The organism is Rhizobium albus, from assembly GCA_030160035.1.
Classification (GTDB): domain Bacteria; phylum Pseudomonadota; class Alphaproteobacteria; order Rhizobiales; family Rhizobiaceae; genus Georhizobium; species Georhizobium albus.
In genome coordinates this window covers 432879-453353 of record BSNO01000003.1, presented here as the reverse complement: position 1 = coordinate 453353, position 20475 = coordinate 432879, and the positions used below count along the sequence as shown (strand labels likewise).

Below are 20475 nucleotides of genomic sequence, written 5' to 3'. Positions count from 1 at the left end.
CAACTGGCGCCTGACCTGCTTGGGAGACCTCCTCGCGGGAGTCTCGGATGCACCAAACGGCCAATGGAAATTTCTCGTCGCTGCGATCGTCGCCGCTGGCTGATCTGGCAGCGCGACGCATCGCCATCGAAAATGTCGAACCCGAAATCGATGGCGGCCGCTTTGCGGCAAAGGCCGTAGTCGGCATTCCTATGCAGGTTAGCGCAGACATCTTCAGCGACGGCCATGAGGTGCTGGGGGCGGAAGTCCGGCATCGGGCGGATGCGTCTGAGCCATGGACCGTCGTCCCGCTGGTGCATCAGGAGAACGATCGCTGGGTGGCAGCGATCACGTTTCTAGACATCGGCACCCACAGCTTCACGATCGCTGCCTGGCGGAACGCCTTCGGCACCTGGCAGCGCGATGCAGCGAAGAAAGCCGCAGCCGGCGTCCTGAAACAGGTGGATATCGACGAGGGTCTTCTGCTCGCCGAGAGCCTTCTGTCCGAACGACCGGATGCGGCCGATCTTGCAGCGCGGATCCATCAGGGCAGCGACCCGAGTGAGATCCTTCTCGGGTCAGAGCTTGCCGACCTGGCCGCAACGGGCGGCCCAAGACTCGATCAGACACTCCACGAGCACGAGATCAGCGTGGTCGTCGATCCGGTCATCGCTGCGACGGGTGCGTGGTACGAGCTCTTTCCGCGATCCTGCGGACCCGACGATCAGACGCACGGGACGCTGCGCGATGTGATCGACCGGCTCGATTATGTGCGCGATCTCGGATTCGACGTGCTCTATTTCCCACCGATCCATCCGATCGGACGTGCACACCGCAAGGGACCGAACAACCGTCTGACCGCCTCCGCGACGGACCCGGGAAGCCCTTATGCGATCGGCTCGCCGGACGGCGGCCACGATGCGCTCCATCCCGAACTCGGCACGCTTGAAGATTTCGATGCGCTCGTCGAAGCGGCCGAGGCGCGTGGACTGAAGATCGCGCTCGACTTCGCCATCCAGTGCTCGCCCGACCACCCCTGGATCAAGGACCATCCGGAGTGGTTCGACTGGCGGCCGGACGGCACGATCAAATACGCCGAGAACCCGCCTAAAAGGTACGAGGACATCGTCAACGTCCATTTCTATGGACAGGCCTTGCCGGATCTCTGGTTTGCGCTGCGCGATGTCGTCCTGTTCTGGATCGACCATGGCGTCACGATCTTCCGCGTCGACAATCCGCACACCAAGCCGTTCCCCTTCTGGGAATGGATGATCGGCGAGGTCAAGGCGCGGCATCCCGAGGCGATCTTCCTGTCGGAAGCGTTCACACGCCCCAAGGTGATGAAGCGGCTGGCCAAGCTCGGCTTCACGCAGTCCTACAGCTACTTCACCTGGCGCAACACCAAGAGCGAGCTGGAGGCCTATCTCACGGAATTGACTATCGAGACGTGTCGCCACTACATGCGGCCGAACTTCTTCGCCAACACGCCGGACATCAACCCATACTACCTGCAGGAAAACGGCCGCGCGGGCTTTCAGGTCCGGTTCGTGCTCGCCGCCACGCTTACCGGAAATTACGGCATCTATTCCGGGTACGAGATTTGCGAGGCCGCGCCGGTGCCGGGCAAGGAGGAGTATCTCGATTCAGAGAAGTACCAGCTCCGACATCGCGACTTCGATGCTCCCGGCAACATCAAGGACGACGTTCGCGCGATCAACGCGCTGCGGCACGCGCATCCGCACATTCTGGAACCGGAGCAGCTTTCCTTCTTCAACGCCTTCAACCCGCACGTTCTCTCCTACGGTCGGCATGATCGCCTGACCGGCGATCTCTTCCTCTTCCATGTCAACCTGAACGCCCGCGAACCGCAGGACTTCGAATTCGAGGTGCCGCTCTGGGAGTTCGGGCTCGACGACGATGGCGCTGTCGGCGTGGAAGACGTGCTCCACGGCAACCGGTTCATCTGGCAGGGCAAGATGCACCGCCTGCGCCTCGACCCGCTGGAGCGGCCCTATGCCGTCTGGCGCCTGTTCTCGCTCGACGAGGTGACGGCATGAAGCTCATCCAGCCTAATGACGCAATCGATCGTTCCCAGACCGATTGGTACAAAGACGCGATTATCTACCAGCTGCACGTCAAGGCGTTTCACGATTCCAACGGCGACGGCGTCGGCGACTTCCAGGGCCTGATCGAGAGGCTCGATTATATACAAGCGCTTGGCGCCACGGCGGTCTGGCTCCTGCCCTTCTATCCGTCGCCGTTGCGCGACGATGGCTACGACATCTCCGACTACCGGCAGGTGAATCCCGTCTATGGCCGCATGCGGGACTTCAGAGCCTTCGTCACCGCTGCGCACAAGCGTGGGCTTCGGGTTATCACGGAACTGGTCATCAACCACACGTCCGATCAGCATCCGTGGTTCCAGCGTGCGCGCCATGCCAAGCCGGGATCGGCTGCGCGCGACTTCTACGTCTGGAGCGACACGGACGAGAAGTTCCCGGAGACGCGGATCATCTTCACCGACACGGAGACCTCGAACTGGACGTGGGATCCGGTCGCGAAAGCCTATTTCTGGCACCGCTTCTATTCGCACCAGCCGGATCTCAACTTCGACAATCCGCGCGTCTTGGACGAGGTGCTGAAGGTCATGCATCTCTGGCTGGAGATGGGCGTGGACGGCCTGCGTCTCGACGCAATTCCCTATCTTGTCGAGCGCGAAGGCACCAATAACGAGAACCTGCCGGAGACGCACGAGGTCCTGAAGAAGATCCGCGCGTCGCTCGACGAGCGCTACAGCGATAGGATGCTCATTGCCGAAGCGAACCAGTGGCCCGAGGATACGCGACCCTATTTCGGCGAAGGCGACGAATGCCACATGGGGTTCCACTTCCCGCTGATGCCGCGCATCTACATGGCGCTTGCGCGGGAAGACCGGTACCCGATCACCGACATCATCCGCCAGACGCCGCCGATCCCCGAGAACTGCCAGTGGGGGATCTTTCTGCGCAACCACGACGAACTCACGCTCGAAATGGTGACGAGCGAAGAGCGTGACTATCTCTGGCAGACCTATGCGGCCGATCGCCGAGCGCGCATCAATCTCGGCATCCGGCGGCGTCTCGCGCCGCTGTTGCAGAACGACCGGCGCAAGATCGAACTTTTGAACTCGCTGCTTCTGTCGATGCCTGGCACGCCGATCCTCTATTACGGCGACGAGATCGGGATGGGCGACAACTACTATCTCGGCGATCGGGATGGTGTGCGGACGCCCATGCAATGGTCGTCGGACCGCAATGCCGGCTTCTCACGCGCCGATCCGCAGCAGCTCTATCTGCCGGTCATTTTCGATCCGGTCTACGGCTATGGCGCGATCAATGTGGAGCGCCAAGAAAACGACCCCTCCTCGCTTTTGAACTGGGTGCGCCGTCTCGTCGGCGTCCGGCGCCGACACGCAAGCTTTGGTCGGGGCAACATGACGCTGCTCTATCCGGCAAACCGGCACATCATCGCCTATGTGCGCGAGCACGAGGGGGAGACCATTCTGTGCGTGGCCAATCTGTCGCGCTCGGCCCAGGCGGTGGAACTCGATCTCGCCCAATGGAAAGCGCATGTTCCCGTTGAACTGACGAGCCACTCTCCTTTTCCGCCGATTGGCGATCTGCCCTACCTCGTCACGCTGCCGGCCTTCGGTTTCTTCTGGTTTGCGCTGACGCAGGACGCCGACGCGCCGACATGGCACCGGCCCGTGCCGGAGATCCTGCCGGAGTTCGTGACCCTGCCCGTCCGGAGCGCGGAGATTGGCGGATTGTTTTCCGGCGAAGCACGCACGCTGCTGGAGACGGAGGTGCTGCCGAGCTTTCTGCCGTTGCAGCGCTGGTCGGGTGCCCATGGCGAGCTCGCTGGGCGAGCGGCCATCACGGATCTGGGCGCCGTCGATGACCGGTTCCGGCTTGCGCTCGCCGATGTCCCGCTCGGCGGCGAGACGCGTCGCTACTTCATGCCGCTTGCGGCACGCTGGGGTGAAGAAAACCTTACCTTTGGAGCGCCGACGCTTGGGCGAACACTGGCAAAGCTGCGCCGCGGGCCGGTGGTCGGCGCGCTCGTGGATGCGACCTTCGAAGCCGACTTCGCGCGCAGTTGCGTCCTGTTGGCACAGGAGAGCGCGACCATCAAGACTGGGTCGCATGAGGTGGTGTTCGAAGGCAACGAACGCCTGCGGGCCATGGAGTTCAAGGAGATCGATGTTCGAACGCTGAGCCTCGATCAGAGCAACGTCTCTGTCGCGCTTGGTGACGAGGCCTTGCTCAAGGTCTACCGGCGGCTGCGCTCGGGCGTTCAACCCGAGATCGAGATGACGCGCTATCTCACCGAGGATGCGGGCTTTGCCCACACCCCCGCTTATCTCGGCGCCGTATGGCTGCGCGACGCGGACGAGAGCTTTGCGCTCGCTTCGATCTTCGCCTTCACCCGCAACCAGGGGGATGCGTGGACGGTGGTGACGGAGGGACTGGAGCGCGCGCTTGAGGAGCTGGCGCTTGCCCCAGTTGAAACATCCCTTCCCACTTCTGCTGTCGAAGACGCCATGCCGGACTTTCCGCCACATCTCCTGATCGGGGAAAAGCTCGGCCGACGGACGGCTGATCTGCACCGGGCCCTTGCCCGGCAGACCGACAATGAAGCCTTCGCACCACGTCCCATGCTTGCCGAGGATATCGCAGGCTGGGTCGCGGAGGTGGAAGCAGAGGTCGACGATATGCTGCAGCGCCTTGATCGAGCAGGTCTGGCGCAAGCCGGTAGCAAGCTTGCGGCTACTCTTCTTGAACGGAAGGCGGATCTGCATGAGCGGGTTCGTGCAGCGCTGGCGACACCCATGAACGGCTATCTGTCGCGCATTCACGGAGACTATCACCTCGGCCAGGTCCTCGTCGTTGGTGACGATTTCTCCATCATCGACTTCGAGGGCGAGCCGCGCAGAGACGTGGAGAGTAGACGCGAGAAGACGTCACCGCTGCGCGATCTCGCCGGCATTCTCCGGTCACTCGCCTATGCAGCGGCGCAGGCTCAGGAAGGGTTGCGAACGCTGCCGCAAGCCGATCCACATGCCGTCGCACGTGCGGCTGATCAATGGCTGGAAGCAAGCCGGAACGGCTTGGTCGAAACCTATCTCGCCGCCATGGCTGATGCGACCACCGTGCCCGCAGATCGCGCCCACATCTTCTGCCTTCTCGATCTCTTCGAGATTCAGAAGGCCGCATACGAGGTGGCTTACGAGCTGTCTAACCGTCCGCACTGGGTCGACATACCGTTGCAGGGCCTCATCGATATCCTCGATCGCGACAGCGGGTGCACGTCATGACGGACCTCAATGACCGCGACATTGCTGCGATCGTGGATGGCACCTTCGGCAACCCGTTTTCGCTTCTCGGACCCCATGCCACGCCTGACGGTTTACGGATCACAGCGTTTCTGCCCGATGCTCTTTCGGTCGCAGTCGTCTGGCCTGATGGTCAGGAGGCGGAGGCGCTCGACCGCATCGATCCTGCCGGTCTCTTTTCGGGCATCGTCCGGGGTGCGCCGAGCGGGCTCTACCAGCTCGATGTGCACTGGGACGGCGCACACCACGTTCTGGAAGATCCCTATCGCTTCGGCCCTGTACTTGGCGATCTCGACGAGTATCTGATCGCGGAGGGCCGCCACCAACAGCTCTACCAAAGGCTTGGTGCCCACCCCATGGTGCACCAGGGTGTGGCCGGGACGGCCTTTGCGCTGTGGGCGCCGAACGCTCGACGAGTTGCGGTCGTCGGCGACTTCAATCTCTGGGATGGGCGGCGCCATCCCATGCGCCGACGGCTTGGCGGCGGCCTCTTCGAGCTTTTCATCCCGGGCGTCGAACCGGGGCATCGCTACAAATTCGAGATCATCGGGGCCAATGGCACCCGGCTACCGCTCAAGACCGATCCTTTCGGGTTCTATCAGGAAACGCCGCCGGCGACGGCCTCGATCGTACACGGGCTTGGCGATGTGTCGTGGGACGACGGCGACTGGCTTTCCCGCAGACAGAACCTGCAACGGCCGGACCAGCCGATTTCGATCTACGAGGTGCATCTCGGCAGCTGGCGACGCGGCGCCGATGGCGCGTTGCTCGACTATGCGACGGCAGCCGAGGAACTCGTCGACTATGTCGTGGACATGGGCTTCACCCATGTGGAGTTCCTGCCGCTAACGGAGCACCCCTTCACCGGGTCCTGGGGTTATCAGCCGATCGGCCTTTTCGCACCGACAAGCCGCTTCGGGAGCCCGGAGGATTTCTCCCGCCTCGTCGATAGGCTGCATCAGGCCGGCATCGGCGTGATTATGGACTGGGTGCCGGCGCATTTTCCGAGCGACGCGCACGGGCTGGCGCGCTTCGACGGGACGGCGCTCTACGAGCATGAAGATCCACGCCTCGGCTTCCATCAGGACTGGAACACGCTGATCTACAATTTCGGGCGCACCGAAGTTGCCAATTTCCTGACGTCGAGCGCGCTCTTCTGGCTCGACCGGTTCCATGTTGACGGTCTGCGCGTCGATGCCGTCGCCTCGATGCTCTACCTCGACTACAGCCGCAAGCACGACGAATGGATCCCCAACCGTTATGGCGGCAACGAGAACCTCGACGCCGTCTCCTTCCTCCAGGAGGCGAACCGGCTGGTGCACGAGACCGCCGATGGCGCCGTCATGATCGCGGAGGAATCGACCGCCTGGCCGGGCGTCAGCCGGTCGAGCGAGGATGGCGGCCTTGGCTTCGACTACAAGTGGAACATGGGCTGGATGCACGACACCCTGGCCTACATGAAGGAAGACCCGCTCTACCGCCGCCATCATCATCACAAGATGACGTTCGGCATCCATTACGGCTTCTCCGAAAAGTTCGTGCTGCCGCTCAGCCATGACGAAGTGGTGCACGGAAAGGGCTCGCTCCTCACCCGCATGCCGGGCGATCGCTGGCAGAAATTTGCAAACCTGCGCGCCTATTTTGGCTTCATGTGGGGCCATCCGGGCAAGAAGCTTCTGTTCATGGGCGGGGAATTCGCGCAGGAGCGGGAGTGGCGGCACGACTATTCGCTCGACTGGCATCTGCTCGACGACCCCTTCCACAGAGGAACGCAGGCGCTCGTGCGGGCGCTGAACGGCGTTTATCGCAGTGAAGCCGCGCTCCATCAGCGAGACTGCGACCCCTCCGGTTTCGCGTGGATCGAAGGCGGGGACACGACCAACAGCGTCTTTTCATTCCTGCGCTTCGGCGAGCCAGACATGCCGCCCGTTGCCGTCGTCGCCAACATGACGCCGCAGGTCCTGATCGGCTATCGCATTGGCGTGCCCGTAGCCGGCGCGTGGCAGGAAATCCTGAACACGGACGATCCGGCCTTCGGCGGCTCAGGCGTCACGAATGCCGGCGGCATCGCGACCGACGACCAGCCCTGGCACGGCCAGCCCCAGTCGCTCACGCTCACCCTGCCACCACTCGCAACCCTTTTCCTCACGCCCACAAGGACATCCTGACCATGGCGAAACGCATCGTGCGGCCCGGCCTTCCCTATCCGCTCGGTGCCAGTTGGGACGGGTCGGGCGTCAATTTCGCCCTTTTCTCCGCCAATGCCACCAAGGTGGAACTTTGCCTGTTCGACAGCGCCGGACGCCGCGAAATCGATCGCGTGCCTCTTCCCGAATATACCGACGAGGTCTGGCACGGTTATCTGCCGGACGTGCGGCCTGGACAGCTCTACGGCTACCGCGTCGACGGACCCTACGCGCCCGAAGCAGGGCATCGGTTCAACCCGCACAAGCTGCTTCTCGACCCCTATGCGCTCGCGCTCCACGGCGAGATCCGCTGGCACGACGCGCTCTTCGGCTACCGGGTCGGCCATCACCGCGAAGACTTCTCCTTCGACCGGCGCGATTCCGCCTTCGTGATGCCGAAATGCGTCGTGGTCGACCCGGCCTTCACCTGGGGTGCCGACAGGCCGGTTCATGCAAACTGGTCGGAGACGGTGATCTACGAGGCGCATGTGAAGGGCATGACGGCGCTTCGTAACGATCTGCCGCCCCATATCAGGGGCACGTTCGAAGGCTTTGCCGATCCGCGGACGATCGATCACCTGGTCGATCTCGGCGTGACCTCGGTCGAGCTCATGCCGACGCAGGCCTTCTTCGACGACCGCTATCTCGTGGAGAAGGGCCTCAGCAATTACTGGGGCTACAACACGATCGGCTTTTTCGCGCCGGCGCCGCGCTACATCGCGCCCGGTGGCACGATCCATGACTTCAAGCTGCTCGTGCGCCGTCTGCACGATGCCGGCATCGAGGTCATCCTCGACGTCGTCTACAACCACACGGCGGAAGGCAACCACCTCGGACCGACGCTGTCCTTCAAGGGCATCGACAATGCGAGCTACTACCTGCTCGGCGACGACCCGCGCTATTTCTTCGACACGACGGGCTGCGGCAACACCGTGAACATGCGCCATCCCCGCGTGCTGCAGATGGTGATGGACTCGCTGCGCTACTGGGTCGGCGAATGCCATGTGGACGGCTTCCGCTTCGATCTTGCGAGCACGCTCGGGCGCGACCGCGACATGTTCGATCCGAACGCCATCTTCCTCGATGCGGTGCGCCAGGATCCACTTCTCTCAGCGGTGAAGCTAATTGCCGAACCGTGGGATACCGGCAGCGATGGGTATCAACTCGGCAACTTCCCACCCGGCTGGGCGGAGTGGAACGACCGTTACCGCGACACGGTGCGCGGCTTCTGGCGCGGCGACGAGGCCCATGCCCCGGAACTCGCTGCGCGCCTCCTGGGCTCGGCCGACCGGTTCGACAAGCGCGGCAGGCGGCCCTGGTCGAGCATCAACTTCGTGACTGCCCATGACGGCTTCACGCTCGCCGATCTCGTCGCCTATGACGACAAGCACAACGATGCGAATGGCGAGAACAATGCCGATGGCCACTCCCACAATCTGAGTGCCAGCTGGGGCGTGGAAGGACCGACCGACGATCCGGACATTCTCGCACTGCGCGACCAGATGCGCCGCAACATGCTCGCGACGCTTCTGTTCTCGCAGGGCACGCCGATGATCCTGATGGGTGACGAGATCGGACGCTCGCAAGGCGGCAACAACAATGCCTACTGCCAGGACAACGCGATGAACTGGCTCTCCTGGGAAGACCGCGGCCTGGGCGAGCAGGCCTTCATGGAATTCGTGCAGCAGGTGATCGCCCTTCGCCGGCGCCATCCGCTCCTGCGGCAACCGCGCTTCCTCCATGGCAACGGGACACGTGATGGTGCGCCGGACGTGCGGTGGATCCGCCCGGACGGGGAGGACATGCAGCCCGAAGATTGGGACGCGCCGCACACGCGCTCCTTCGGCCTGCTTCTCTGCGGCACCGACGACGACCAATTGCTGATCCTTTTCAATGCGCATCACGAGCCGGTTCGGTTCCATGCATTGCCGGGCGCGCCGGCGCAGGAGTGGGTGGAGGTGCTTTCCACCTATCAGGCCACAATGGACGACACGGACGGTGAAACAGAGCGAGAGCCAGGCCGCCATCTGGGAGATCTCGACTGCCCCGGCCGCGCCCTCATCCTCCTGGCAAGGAGCCGATGATGCAGAATGGGCGCAAGCGGAATTGGGGACCGAGCGTCATGGGGGACGGTCGCACGTCCTTTCGCATCTGGGCTCCCGATGCGAATGCCATGACGCTGCGGCTGAACGATGAAGACATCGCCATGGCCCGCGACGTGGACGGGTGGCATGAAGCGATCGTCGCAAATGTCGCCCTCGGCGCTCGCTACAGCTTCGTCCTGCCGGGAGGCCAGGCGGTGCCAGACCCGGCAGCCCAGGCGCAGGCGGGCGACGTGCATGATGCCTCGCTCGTCGTCGATCACGACTTCTATCACTGGCAGAACGAGAACGGGCGCGGGCGGCCCTTCGCCGAGGCCGTGATCTACGAGCTGCATGTCGGCACGTTCACCGAAGAAGGCACGTTCCTCGCGATCATCGACCGGCTGCCCCATCTGGCAGCACTCGGTGTCACGGCGATCGAACTCATGCCGGTGGCGCAATTCGCGGGCAATCGCGGCTGGGGCTACGACGGGGTGCTGCCCTATGCCCCGCACCCGGCCTACGGCACACCGGACGAGCTCAAGCGCCTGGTGGATGCGGCCCATGCACATGGCCTGATGATCTTCCTCGACGTCGTCTACAACCACTTCGGGCCAGAGGGGAATTACCTCAACGCCTATGCTTCAAGCTTCTTCGACGAAGCGCGCCAGACACCCTGGGGCGCCGCGATCGCCTATCAGCGCGAGCCCGTCCGGCGGTTCTTCATCGAGAACGCGCTCTACTGGCTGGACGTGTTCCGCTTCGACGGGTTGCGGCTCGACGCGATCGATCATGTGCGTGACCCCCAGAGTGAACCCGAGGTTCTCGTGGCGCTGGCCGCGGAGGTGCGGCGCTCTCTTCCAGAGCGACACATCCATCTGATGACGGAGGACAATCGCAACATCGTCGCGCTTCATCCGCACCACGAAGCCGGACAGCCGTCGCTCTTCACCGCAGAATGGAACGATGACTTTCACAACGTCGCCCATGTGATCGCAAGCGGCGAGACCGACGGCTACTACCGCGACTTCGCCAAGGACCGCATACCTATGCTCGCGCGCATCCTGGCCGAGGGCTTCGGCTATCAGGGTGAGACGTCGCATGTGACAGGCGAAAAGCGCGGCGAGCCGAGCGCCGGGCAGCCGCCGACAGCCTTCATCGATTTCCTGCAGAACCACGACCAGGTCGGCAACCGCGCCTTCGGCGAACGGCTTCTGTCGCTCGCGCCGCAGCCGATGGTCGAAGCCCTGACGGTGATCCTAGCACTGTCGCCCCATGTGCCGCTTCTCTTCATGGGCGAGGAGTGGGGAGAGAGACGGCCCTTCTGCTTCTTCACGGATTTCGAAGGCGACTTGGCGAATGCGGTGCGTGAGGGCCGCAGGCGGGAATTTGCCGATTTTGCCGCCTTCGGGCATGACGGCGAGGCACTCGCCCACATCCCCGACCCCAATGATCTCGCCACCTTCGAGGCGTCCCGCATCGACTGGAATGCGCGCGGTTCGGATGACGGTGCGTATTGGCTGTCTTTCTGGCAGAAACTGCTTGCCCTGCGTAGCCGAGAGATCGTGCCGCTATTGAAAACAGAGTGGCAAGGCGGGCTTGTCCAGCATGCGGACGAGACGATGCTCGTTGTCTCCTGGCGCTTTTCCGAAGGCAGCCTTTCGCTCGTCGCCAATCTCGGCGATCAGCCCCGATCTGCACCCGACTGGCCAGAAAACCCGATCTTCACCCATGGCGAAATCGGGAACGGCACCATTGGGCCTTACACAGTCTCCATCGCGTGGACGTCGTCATGATCGCGGATGCGGAACTCCAGCGCCTGGCGCGCCACCATGGGCTGGTCGCGCCGCCCGACGAGGACGGCAATTGGCCGGACGATCTCGCGCCGGAAACGATCGGATCGATCCTTGCTGCAATAGGGCTTGAAGCTGACGCAGATGATGCTGGCTACGCCATCCCACCGGCACCGCTCAAACTGCCCACACAGGCAGCGCGTCGCTGCTTCGTACCGGCGTGGTTCGGCACCGAGCGTGCCTGGGGCGTTGCGCTCCAGCTTTACGAATTGAGGTCGGACGCCAATTGGGGGATCGGAGACTTCCGGGATCTCGCACGGTTCGTCGAAATCGCAGCCAAGGCCGGCGCGGACTTTGTCGGGCTCAACCCGCTTCACGCGCTCTTTCTCAGTGAGCCCGACCGGTGCAGCCCGTTTTCGCCTTCCTCGCGGCTCTTCCTCAATCCGCTCTACATCGCGGTCGATGCCGTCGAAGGTTTCGAACCAGACACGTCGGATCTGGCGATCATTTCAACGCTGCGCGCGGCCGGTCACGTGAACTACGGGAGTGTCGCCGCGCTCAAACTGCGGGTGCTGCGCCAGATCTGGGAGAGCGGCCGCCCCGACAGCGACCCCGCGCTTCAGTCGTTTCTGCGAGCTGGAGGCGAGGCGCTTCATCGGCACAGCCTGTTCGAGGCGCTGTCGGCGCACATGGTCGCCGAGGGGCGTTCGGCCGGATGGCTCGATTGGCCTGTCGACCGGCAGGACCCGGATGGAGATGCCGTCCGGGATTTCGAGGCGGCACATGAGAGCGACGTCCGCTTTCACGCCTGGCTGCAGTTCATCGCCGACCGGCAGCTCAAGGATGCAGCGGATGCGGCCCGTCACGCCGGCATGCGCATCGGGCTTTATCTTGACATGGCGGTCGGGGAAGCGCCGGACGGCTCGGCCGCATGGAGCTATCGCCGGGATTACATCGACGGCGCACGGGTCGGCGCGCCGCCCGACATGTTCACCGCCGGTGGGCAGGACTGGGGGCTGACGGCCTTATCGCCGCTTCGCCTGCGGGCAACGAATGCTGACCTTTTGCGCGCGACTTACCAGGCAGCGATGCGCCATGCGGGCGCGATCCGGCTCGATCATGCCATGGGCATCTGGCAGATCTTCCTCGTTCCGGACGGCAAGACGCCCAAGGATGGTGCCTATGTGCGACAGCCGATCCAGGCCATCCTGTCGCTGCTGGCAGAATTATCGGAGACCCATCGGACGATCGTGATCGGCGAGGATTTGGGGATCGTGCCGCCCGGCTTCCGCGATCTGATGCAAGATGCCCGCATCCTCGCCTACAAGGTGCTGTTCTTCGAAAAGACCGATGATGCGTTCACGCCGATTGCGGACTATGCGCCGATGGCTTTGGCCTGCCTCGCCACGCACGATCTGCCGACGCTGAAAGGCTGGCTGCGGGGCCTCGATATCGAGATGCGGGCCCGCTTTGGCCTGGTGAGCGCGGCGCAGGCCGAGGAGCACCGCGTCGAGCGTGCGACGGAGCGCACAGCGCTCGCAGATCTTCTGCATCTGTCGCCGAGCGATGTGTCATCAGGTGCCGGGAGTGAGGCCTACCTCAAGATCGTCTCTGCCGCGCATGGCGCCATCGCCAAGGCGCCCTCTGCGCTCGCGGTCGTCCGCTTTGCCGATCTTTCGGGCGAAACGAGCCCCACCAATGTGCCGGGCACCACAGACGCTTATCCAAACTGGCGGATGCGTTGTTCGCTGACCCTTGAAGACTTCGCGGATGATCCTGTGTTCGAAGCAGTCGCCGCGGCCATGAATGCGGGACGACGCGCATGAACTTTCCTACTTCCACCTACCGTTTGCAGTTCCGCAACGGAATGGATTTCGAAGAAGCCTGCAGCCTCGTTCCCTATCTCGCAGAACTCGGCATCAGCCATCTCTATGCGTCGCCGATCTTCACTGCTGCGTCCGATTCCACCCACGGCTACGACGTCACGGACTATAACGAAATCGACCCTGTGCTCGGCGGGCGCGACGGGTTCGACCGGTTGGTCCAAACTCTGCGGGAGCACCGGATTGGCCTCATCCTCGATATCGTGCCGAACCACATGGCTGCATCGCCGGAAAACCCCTGGTGGAACGATGTGCTGCGGCAAGGCGAGGCCAGCCCCCATGCTCGGCATTTCGATGTCGACTGGTCCCGCCCCATCACGCTTCCCGTTCTCGGCCAGCCGCTCGAGGCGGTTCTCGCTGATGGTGAACTTCACCTGGAACGCGACGCGACGGGAACGGGTCACATCGCCTATTTCGACCAGCTTTTCCCGCTTTCGCCGGAACGTGCGGCGCATGCCCATGCGGTCGACATCAAGGAGCTTCTCGCCGAACAGCACTACGAACTGATGCATTGGAAGGAGGCACGACGCACGCTGTCCTACCGTCGCTTCTTCGAAGTGACAGGCCTCATCGGTGTACGGGTCGAAGAGGAGGAGACCTTTCGAGAAAGCCATCGCCTTGCTCTGGACCTGCTGCATGGCGGCCAGATCGACGGTCTGCGCATCGACCACGTCGACGGTCTTGCCGATCCGACCGCCTATCTCAAACGGTTGCGCTCCGCGATCGGCCCGGATGCCTATCTCGTCGTGGAGAAGATCCTGGCCGGTGATGAGCAGCTGCCAGCGGAATGGCCCGTCGACGGGACGACCGGATACGAATTCATTCCCGCCATGACGCGGCTTTTTACCGATGCGGAAGGCGCACACGCGTTGAGCGACGCCTTTGGCCAGCTGACGGGCGTTCCGTTCAACGAAAGCGAAGCTCTGCGCGAGATCCGCTTGCGCATGATCACGCACAATTTCGAAGGCGAGACGACAACGCTTGTGGACATCGCGACAGAGCATCTCGGGAAGCAGCGCGAGCCCCTCCAGCGCGCCGTTGAGGAACTGCTTTGCGCCGCACCGGTTTATCGCACCTATGTCACGGCACAGGAACTGACACCGAAGGACCGCGCGATCATTGACACGATGATCGGTGCGGCGGCACGGCATGCGGACCAAAGCCATGTCGATGCCGTCGCCTCGCTTCTGCTGTCAGATGGCTCCGATGTCTTTCGCACGCGCTTCCAGCAGCTGACCGGACCGATCATGGCCAAGTCCGTCGAGGATACGCTCTTCTATCGTGACGTGCGCTTTCTCGCCGGCAACGAGGTGGGCGGCCACGCTGCGGACGCCTATGATACATCATCGGCTGGAGCCCACGAGCGGCTGGCGCGGCTGGTGGAACATCAGCCTCGGGGCATGCGCGCGACAGCGACCCACGACACGAAGCGCGGCGAGGATGCACGGGCGCGCCTTTATGTGCTGAGCGAGTTTGCGACCGAATTCGAGCAGTTGGCGCGTGCATGGTGCCGGCAGGATGCTGCATTGCCGCCGCTGGATGTGCAATGGCTCGTCCTTCAATCGCTTGTGGGGCTCTGGCCTCGGCTGGATGCGCCCTTGGCGGATGTCGCCGATCTTCAAAAGCGCCTTGGTCCCTATCTGACGAAAGCCTTGCGGGAAGCGAAAAGCGATACGAATTGGCTGGAGCCCGACCTGACATTCGAAAAAAAGGCGCAAGATTTTCTGGACGACCTTCTCTTCGAACGCAGCGGACGGTTCGCGGAAGATATGAGGGCGTTCATGTCGGCTCTCGATGCGGCTGCATGGCTCACGAGCCTCGCCCAGACGGCCATCAAGCTCATGCTGCCCGGCGTGCCCGACATCTATCAGGGAACCGAGCTTTTCGATGATAGCCTCGTCGATCCAGATAACCGCCGCCCGATCCCGTTCGAAAAGATCCAGCACCTCAACCGGTCAACGCCGCTTACCTGGCAGAACTGGCTCCAGCCCAATGCGAAGTCCATCATCATCAAGTCTCTGCTGTCGCTGAGGACGGAAACGCTGCCCGCCACCTATCGGGCTCTTGCGAGCAAAGGCACTCTGGAGCAACACTGCTTTGCTTTCGCAACACGCCTTGAGGAAAGCGATGTGATCGTCGCCGTGCCACGCCACGCCGGCTCGCTTCTCGATGGCAAGCTGATCCCGCCTGAGATCTGGCAGGACACCGTTCTGAAAACGGGGCTGGAAGGTGGCTTCAGGAATCTCCTCACGCGCCGCAGGGTCAGTCTCAAGGGCGACATCACCCTGACGCGGCTCTTCCAGGACGGGCCGATCGTCGTTCTGTCCTCGGACAAGTAGCAGCAGCCCAGCCTGCAAGTGCAGCAGGCCCTTGAATAGATAATGTTTATAAACGGCGCGAAGGCGAATGCTTTCTCTCATCAACTGCTTCGATGAGCAGCTGCGACGCGAGGTTGTTCTTTCACTTCATCACTCAGACACCGATTATCTTCTTTGCAACAATCCCTCTTTTTCTCGGAACATGCGGCGGATCGATCTGTTGGGTCGCCGCAATCCTACAGAGATATTGGAGATTTCGATGTTCTACACGGACGGCAAGTTGCAGTTTCCTGTAAGAGTGGAGCGACCTGACCCACTCTTTGCGCGTGCACTTCAGCAGGCGATTGGCGGTGTGGAAGGCGAAATTCGCGTTGCTATGCAGTACATGTTTCAGGCGTGGGGCGCCCGCGGAGACCCCAAATTTCGGGATCTGCTTCTGAATACGGCGGCCGAAGAGCTGGGCCATATCGAAATGCTGGCGACGGCTGTGGCGCTCAATCTTGAGAACGCTCCGCTGTCGATCCAGGAGGATGTATCGCGCGATGCTGTCGGCGGTTCCGTGCTGAACGGCATGAACATGCGCCACATCCTTTCGACGGGACTGGCAGCCCTGCCGGAAAACAGCAACGGCGTTCCGTTCAACGCTTCCCATGTCTACGCATCGGGCAACATCGGCGCCGACATGCTGGCAAATGTCACGGCAGAATCGAGCGGTCGAGCCCTCGCCGTCCGGCTCTACAACATGACGGACGACCCGGGCATGAAGGAGATGCTCTCCTTCCTGATTGCCCGCGACACGATGCACCAGAACCAGTGGATGGCAGCCATCGAAGAATTGGGCGGCCTCGAAAACGTGATGCCCATTCCGAACTCCTTCCCGCAGGAGGAGGAAAACCAGGAATTCAGCTACGCCTATCTGGGCTTCAAGAAGGACGACAGTGAACCCGCATCCGGTCGCTGGTCCTCCGGCACCTCGATCGACGGTAATGGCGAGTTCAGCACGCGTCCCATGGAGCCGCTCGGCGAAGAGCCTCAGCTCGGACGCGCAAAACCCAATTCCGGTGCGCAAGCAGAGCAGGAATAGGAGGGTGTGGTCATGCGAAGGCGCATCTTTCTCGCGGCAACCGGCCTTGGGGCCGCGTCTGTCGGACTGTCGGGAGCGGCGCACACCGTCGCACATGCGGCGCGGCCGCAGTCCCAACCTGCCGAACTGCGAAGCTATGTCTCTCGCTGGACTGGCGACGTAGCCGCACGGACAGGTGAGCCGCTTTGGCTAAAGCGGCAACCTGCTCGGACATACGACACAAACTCCATCAGCGTCAGCCGTGCGCCTGACGCTGAACCGATCGGCTACCTGCCGACTGACCAGTCGCGAATACTCGCACCGCTTATGGATGCGGGGTTCGCGCTCGGGGCGACCGTAACGGCCGCGGGACGGAGTGGCATCGAGCTCTCCGTCAGCGTTCACGCAGCGCCGCTGGTACCCAACTGAAACTTCGAAATCATTGAAAGGATTTCCAATGACCACCATTGACGATTATCTCAACAACTGGCTCCGCGATGCCCATGCTGCCGAAGAGCAGGCAGAAACCATGCTCTCCACTGCATCGGACCGCCTGAAGGATTATCCGGATCTCGCAAACCGGATCCGCCAGCACCAGGACGAGACGACGAACCAGCGCAAGCTGCTCGAGGAATGTCTGGAGAGACGCGGCACCAGCACGTCCACGACCAAGGATCTGATGGCGAAGACCAGTGCGATGTTCCAGGACATGGGCAAGGCCATGGCCGGCGACGAAGTCGTCAAGACGGTGCTCTTCAGCTACGCGTTCGAGCAGATGGAAATCGCCTCCTACCGCATCCTCGTGACAGCTGCAGAAGCAGCAGGTGACCAGCAGACACGGTCGGTCTGCGAGCGCATCCTGCAAGAAGAGATCGCCATGGCGGATTGGTTGCAGCAGCACAGCGATGCGATCACGCGCCAGTTCCTCTCCCGTGAAGCCGATACAACTGCCCGCAGTGCGCGGGCCTGATCACCCGGCAGTGGGGCCAGCACCTTGGCTGACCCCGTGGGAGGCACCATGAGACAGCGATATGACGTGATCTTCATTGTGGCGGGCCTCGTCTTCATCGGCGCGGTGGCAGCGTACATGCTGACATCCCGTCAGGATGCGGCTTTGAACGAGGCTCCGGTGCGGATCGAGAGCAGCGACGAAGCAAATGCTCCGGAAGATGTTTCGGACACCCCGCCGAGCGCCGTCGGCGACATCAATACTCCTTGAAAGCAGAGGTCCAACAAATGGCTAGAGGAACACTCCTCGCTATCGTGGCAGCGGCCATCATCATAGGCGGATTTGTCTGGTATCTCGGGCGAGGCGGGGTCGACAACGACCGGCCCACCGAAGGGCGGCTCGAAACCGAGACGCAGCCCTGGGCGGTGCCGGAGGAAAACGTGCCGCAGGACCCGGAGCTGCCGGTGGATCAACCGGAAACGCCGCTACCCGCGAACTGATCGCGCTGTCGGGGCCAGACGAGCTTCGATGTCGAACCTCGTCTGGCCCGCTTAGCGGTTTTGACGCTCCGCAATCCACGTACCTGCGGCGAGCCCCGCCGCCATCGACGCCATACCAAATACCACGGAAGCCGGAGAGACGGCATTTTCCCACCCTGGTGACAGTCGGCGCGGCACGATCCCGTAATCGACCACACTTGCCAAAAGACCGACTGTTGCCGCGTCCGACATGATGTTGGCTTCACTGCGATCCGAACGGCGGCTTCGGAGCGACGCCATGACGCTGCCCCAGAAGAAGCCGGCGCCAACGTTGATGGCAAGTCCCAGCGCCGTGTGCCGCGCATCCAGATCCGAAATCTTGCCGGCTTTCTCGCCCCATACGATGTGGCTGCTGGCGTTGATCGGTCGCAGAGGCGACGTGCCTTCGCGCTTGGCAGCGATTGCGACGGCTGCGACGGCGGCAATCGCCGCGCCGGTGCCCGCAAGAATGGCGACATTTCTGTCCATGAGAACGCTCCTTTGATCTTCGAAAGACGCCGCGCGGCCCGATGTTCCGCCTGGAGGGCGTCTAAAAGAGGTCGATTGGACGGGTGATCATCAGCCAGTAGATGGCAGCGACTGCGGCAAACGCTGGAAACCCAGATGCGAACCACCACGAAAACAGCCGGTGGTAGAGCAATGGCAGCGGCTCACCCGACGCTTGGGCCTCAGCAGCAAGATCGCGCATGCGCCACTGCATCCACACCACTGGCAACCAGAATAGCCCCGTGACGATGTAGAGCATGATGGAGACCCACACCCAATCTTCGGCAAAGGAATATCCTGTGACGTAGATCAGTGCGACGCCGGTGATCGGCTGGACGACAACGGCAGTCGCCGTGAACACAAAATCCGCGATCACCACGATGCGCGCTGTCGCCGCGACCGTAGCGGCATCGCCCGTTCTGTGCGCAAGCAGCATGAAGAAGGCGATGCCGGCCCCGGTCCCCAAAAGAACCGCCGCCCCGATAATGTGTATTTGAGGATGAAGTAGTCCATCAACGTTCCTCCAGCGTTGCGAGGAGAAACAGGTTGAGGCAGATAATCGGCCAGATCTTCAGCATCGGGCCAAGCGGCTCGATCCAGAGCGCCGGCAAAATGAGCGTGCCGATGACCGCGTAGGAGAGCGACAGGAAGAACGCGGCCCAGAGGCCGAGCCGGGCGGTTCGGCGAAATGCGATCAACAAGCCGATGACGAGGTCGGCGAGACCGCCTGCGATCACCACGGGACCCGACCAGTTCCCTGCCCCGCCAGCAAGCATGTGCGCGACGCCGATTTCGTAGCCTGGGCCAATGGAAATCAGCCCCGTTGCGATCCAGAACAGCGCGAATGTCATCAGCGCGAGCGGCTTCAGGAAAAAGAGCTTGGCAAACCACCGGTCCTGAACTGTCACCGGACGGGCAGTGAGCGCGGCCGACAGGCTTTGAGGTTCTATGCCAAGAGCATCCCGCCACGGAGCATTGTCCCCACAGCGCCCTGCACCAGTTCGCGCGAAGCATTGCTGCGAAGTGCCGGGCGCCAGCCGAGCGTCCCCAGAAAATCGCCGAAGGTGAAGGCCAGCTTCATGATCGGCCTGGGGACGCGCCAGGGGCGAGCCGGGCTCCAGCCGTGCCAACGCCGGTAAAGATCGACCACATCGGCGAATGCGAGCTGTTCGGGCCCTGCAAGATCGAAAGCACGTCGGGAAATGTCTGGACGGTGCAGAAGGGCTTGAACGGTCTCCACCACATCGTCGAGTTGCACCACCTGCAACGCGCCTGCGTCTGGAGGAACCATCGAGATCGGCAAAGCCGAAAGCCCCCGAAACTGCGCGCTCGCGCCGAAAACGGGCTCACCCAGAACGACCGAGGGCCGAAGAACGACCCATTCTAGGTCCCGCGTGGCCAGAGCCTCTTCGGCACCGCGCTTCGTTCTGGAGAAATCGGACAATTGCTGCCGATCCACGCCGATCGCAGAAAAATGGATGACACGTCGGACGCCAGCTTGTTCGCAGGCGTCGAATAGCGCTTCTGCACCGCGCAGGTGAACCACTTGGAGCGAATTGAGCGGTCCCCAGCCGTCTTGCAACGATCCCATGCAGTTGATCACGGCATCGGCTCCCGAGACGATGCTGCGCCATTCTTCCGGAGACGCCGACGCATCGGCCTCCACACGGCGACCCATCCAGAGCGGAAGGGGACCTGCCGCTCCAGGTCGGACTGCGCCGATGACCGTATGTTCTGCGGCCAGTCGCGCACCGATCGCCGAACCGATCAGACCATTTGCGCCAGCGATGACAATGATCATGCGGTCCGCTCCGGTTTGCGACA

At 62.6% G+C, this 20475-nt stretch carries 16 protein-coding genes; 12 read left to right on the top strand and 4 right to left on the bottom strand.

The genetic code is table 11. The annotated features are described in order from the left end of the window. Positions 1–47 precede the first annotated feature (47 nt). The 12 genes from QQL76_RS09965 (at position 48) to QQL76_RS09910 (ending at position 18126) form a co-directional block, all read left to right on the top strand. Complete coding sequence (locus QQL76_RS09965) at positions 48–2036, top strand: alpha-1,4-glucan--maltose-1-phosphate maltosyltransferase (RefSeq protein ID WP_499207499.1); 1989 nt, start codon at positions 48–50, stop codon at positions 2034–2036. Next, positions 2033–5335, top strand: coding sequence for a maltose alpha-D-glucosyltransferase (gene treS / locus QQL76_RS09960; RefSeq protein ID WP_499207498.1), 3303 nt, complete (start codon positions 2033–2035; stop codon positions 5333–5335). Before QQL76_RS09965 ends, treS begins: the two co-directional genes overlap by 4 nt. Continuing rightward, positions 5332–7521, top strand: a complete 2190-nt coding sequence (gene glgB, locus QQL76_RS09955; RefSeq protein WP_499207497.1) for a 1,4-alpha-glucan-branching protein — start codon at positions 5332–5334, stop codon at positions 7519–7521. Before treS ends, glgB begins: the two co-directional genes overlap by 4 nt. Positions 7522–7523: 2 nt before the next feature. Continuing rightward, positions 7524–9623, top strand: a complete 2100-nt coding sequence (gene glgX, locus QQL76_RS09950; RefSeq protein WP_499207496.1) for a glycogen debranching protein — start codon at positions 7524–7526, stop codon at positions 9621–9623. Next, a complete protein-coding gene (treZ, locus tag QQL76_RS09945; protein ID WP_499207495.1) occupies positions 9623–11416 on the top strand; it encodes a malto-oligosyltrehalose trehalohydrolase in 1794 nt (597 codons plus the stop codon). Before glgX ends, treZ begins: the two co-directional genes overlap by 1 nt. Continuing rightward, positions 11413–13239, top strand: coding sequence for a 4-alpha-glucanotransferase (gene malQ, locus QQL76_RS09940; RefSeq protein ID WP_499207494.1), 1827 nt, complete (start codon positions 11413–11415; stop codon positions 13237–13239). Before treZ ends, malQ begins: the two co-directional genes overlap by 4 nt. Continuing rightward, positions 13236–15635 carry a malto-oligosyltrehalose synthase gene (gene treY / locus QQL76_RS09935; protein ID WP_499207493.1) on the top strand — a complete coding sequence of 800 codons (2400 nt, stop codon included), beginning with the start codon at positions 13236–13238 and terminating at the stop codon, positions 15633–15635. The genes malQ and treY overlap by 4 nt, the downstream gene beginning before the upstream one ends. Before the next feature lie 238 nt (positions 15636–15873). After that, on the top strand, positions 15874–16698 hold the full coding sequence (locus tag QQL76_RS09930) for a manganese catalase family protein (RefSeq protein ID WP_499207492.1): 825 nt from the start codon (positions 15874–15876) through the stop codon (positions 16696–16698). A 12-nt stretch (positions 16699–16710) separates the two neighbouring features. Continuing rightward, complete coding sequence (locus QQL76_RS09925) at positions 16711–17106, top strand: HIRAN domain-containing protein (RefSeq protein WP_499207491.1); 396 nt, start codon at positions 16711–16713, stop codon at positions 17104–17106. A gap of 28 nt (positions 17107–17134) precedes the next feature. Further along, positions 17135–17647 (top strand): ferritin-like domain-containing protein, encoded by a 513-nt coding sequence (locus QQL76_RS09920; protein ID WP_499207490.1) that lies wholly within the window; start codon positions 17135–17137, stop codon positions 17645–17647. Between the two features lie 48 nt (positions 17648–17695). Then, positions 17696–17896, top strand: coding sequence for a hypothetical protein (locus QQL76_RS09915; RefSeq protein WP_499207489.1), 201 nt, complete (start codon positions 17696–17698; stop codon positions 17894–17896). Positions 17897–17913: 17 nt separating this feature from the next. Then, positions 17914–18126, top strand: a complete 213-nt coding sequence (locus QQL76_RS09910; RefSeq protein ID WP_499207488.1) for a hypothetical protein — start codon at positions 17914–17916, stop codon at positions 18124–18126. Between the two features lie 51 nt (positions 18127–18177). On the opposite strand, the gene QQL76_RS09905 is transcribed toward QQL76_RS09910, so the two are convergent. From QQL76_RS09905 to QQL76_RS09890, 4 genes are all read right to left on the bottom strand, one after another. Further along, positions 18178–18633, bottom strand: a complete 456-nt coding sequence (locus QQL76_RS09905; protein ID WP_499207487.1) for a hypothetical protein — start codon at positions 18631–18633, stop codon at positions 18178–18180. A gap of 61 nt (positions 18634–18694) precedes the next feature. After that, the gene (locus QQL76_RS09900; RefSeq protein ID WP_499208346.1) at positions 18695–19144 is read right to left on the bottom strand and encodes a DUF2269 family protein; all 450 of its coding nucleotides are present in this window, start codon (positions 19142–19144) and stop codon (positions 18695–18697) included. A 19-nt stretch (positions 19145–19163) separates the two neighbouring features. Then, positions 19164–19559: a DoxX-like family protein gene (locus QQL76_RS09895; protein ID WP_499207486.1), complete on the bottom strand. Its 396-nt coding sequence runs from the start codon at positions 19557–19559 to the stop codon at positions 19164–19166. A gap of 38 nt (positions 19560–19597) precedes the next feature. Beyond that, positions 19598–20452 carry an NAD(P)H-binding protein gene (locus QQL76_RS09890; RefSeq protein ID WP_499207485.1) on the bottom strand — a complete coding sequence of 285 codons (855 nt, stop codon included), beginning with the start codon at positions 20450–20452 and terminating at the stop codon, positions 19598–19600. Positions 20453–20475 lie beyond the last annotated feature (23 nt).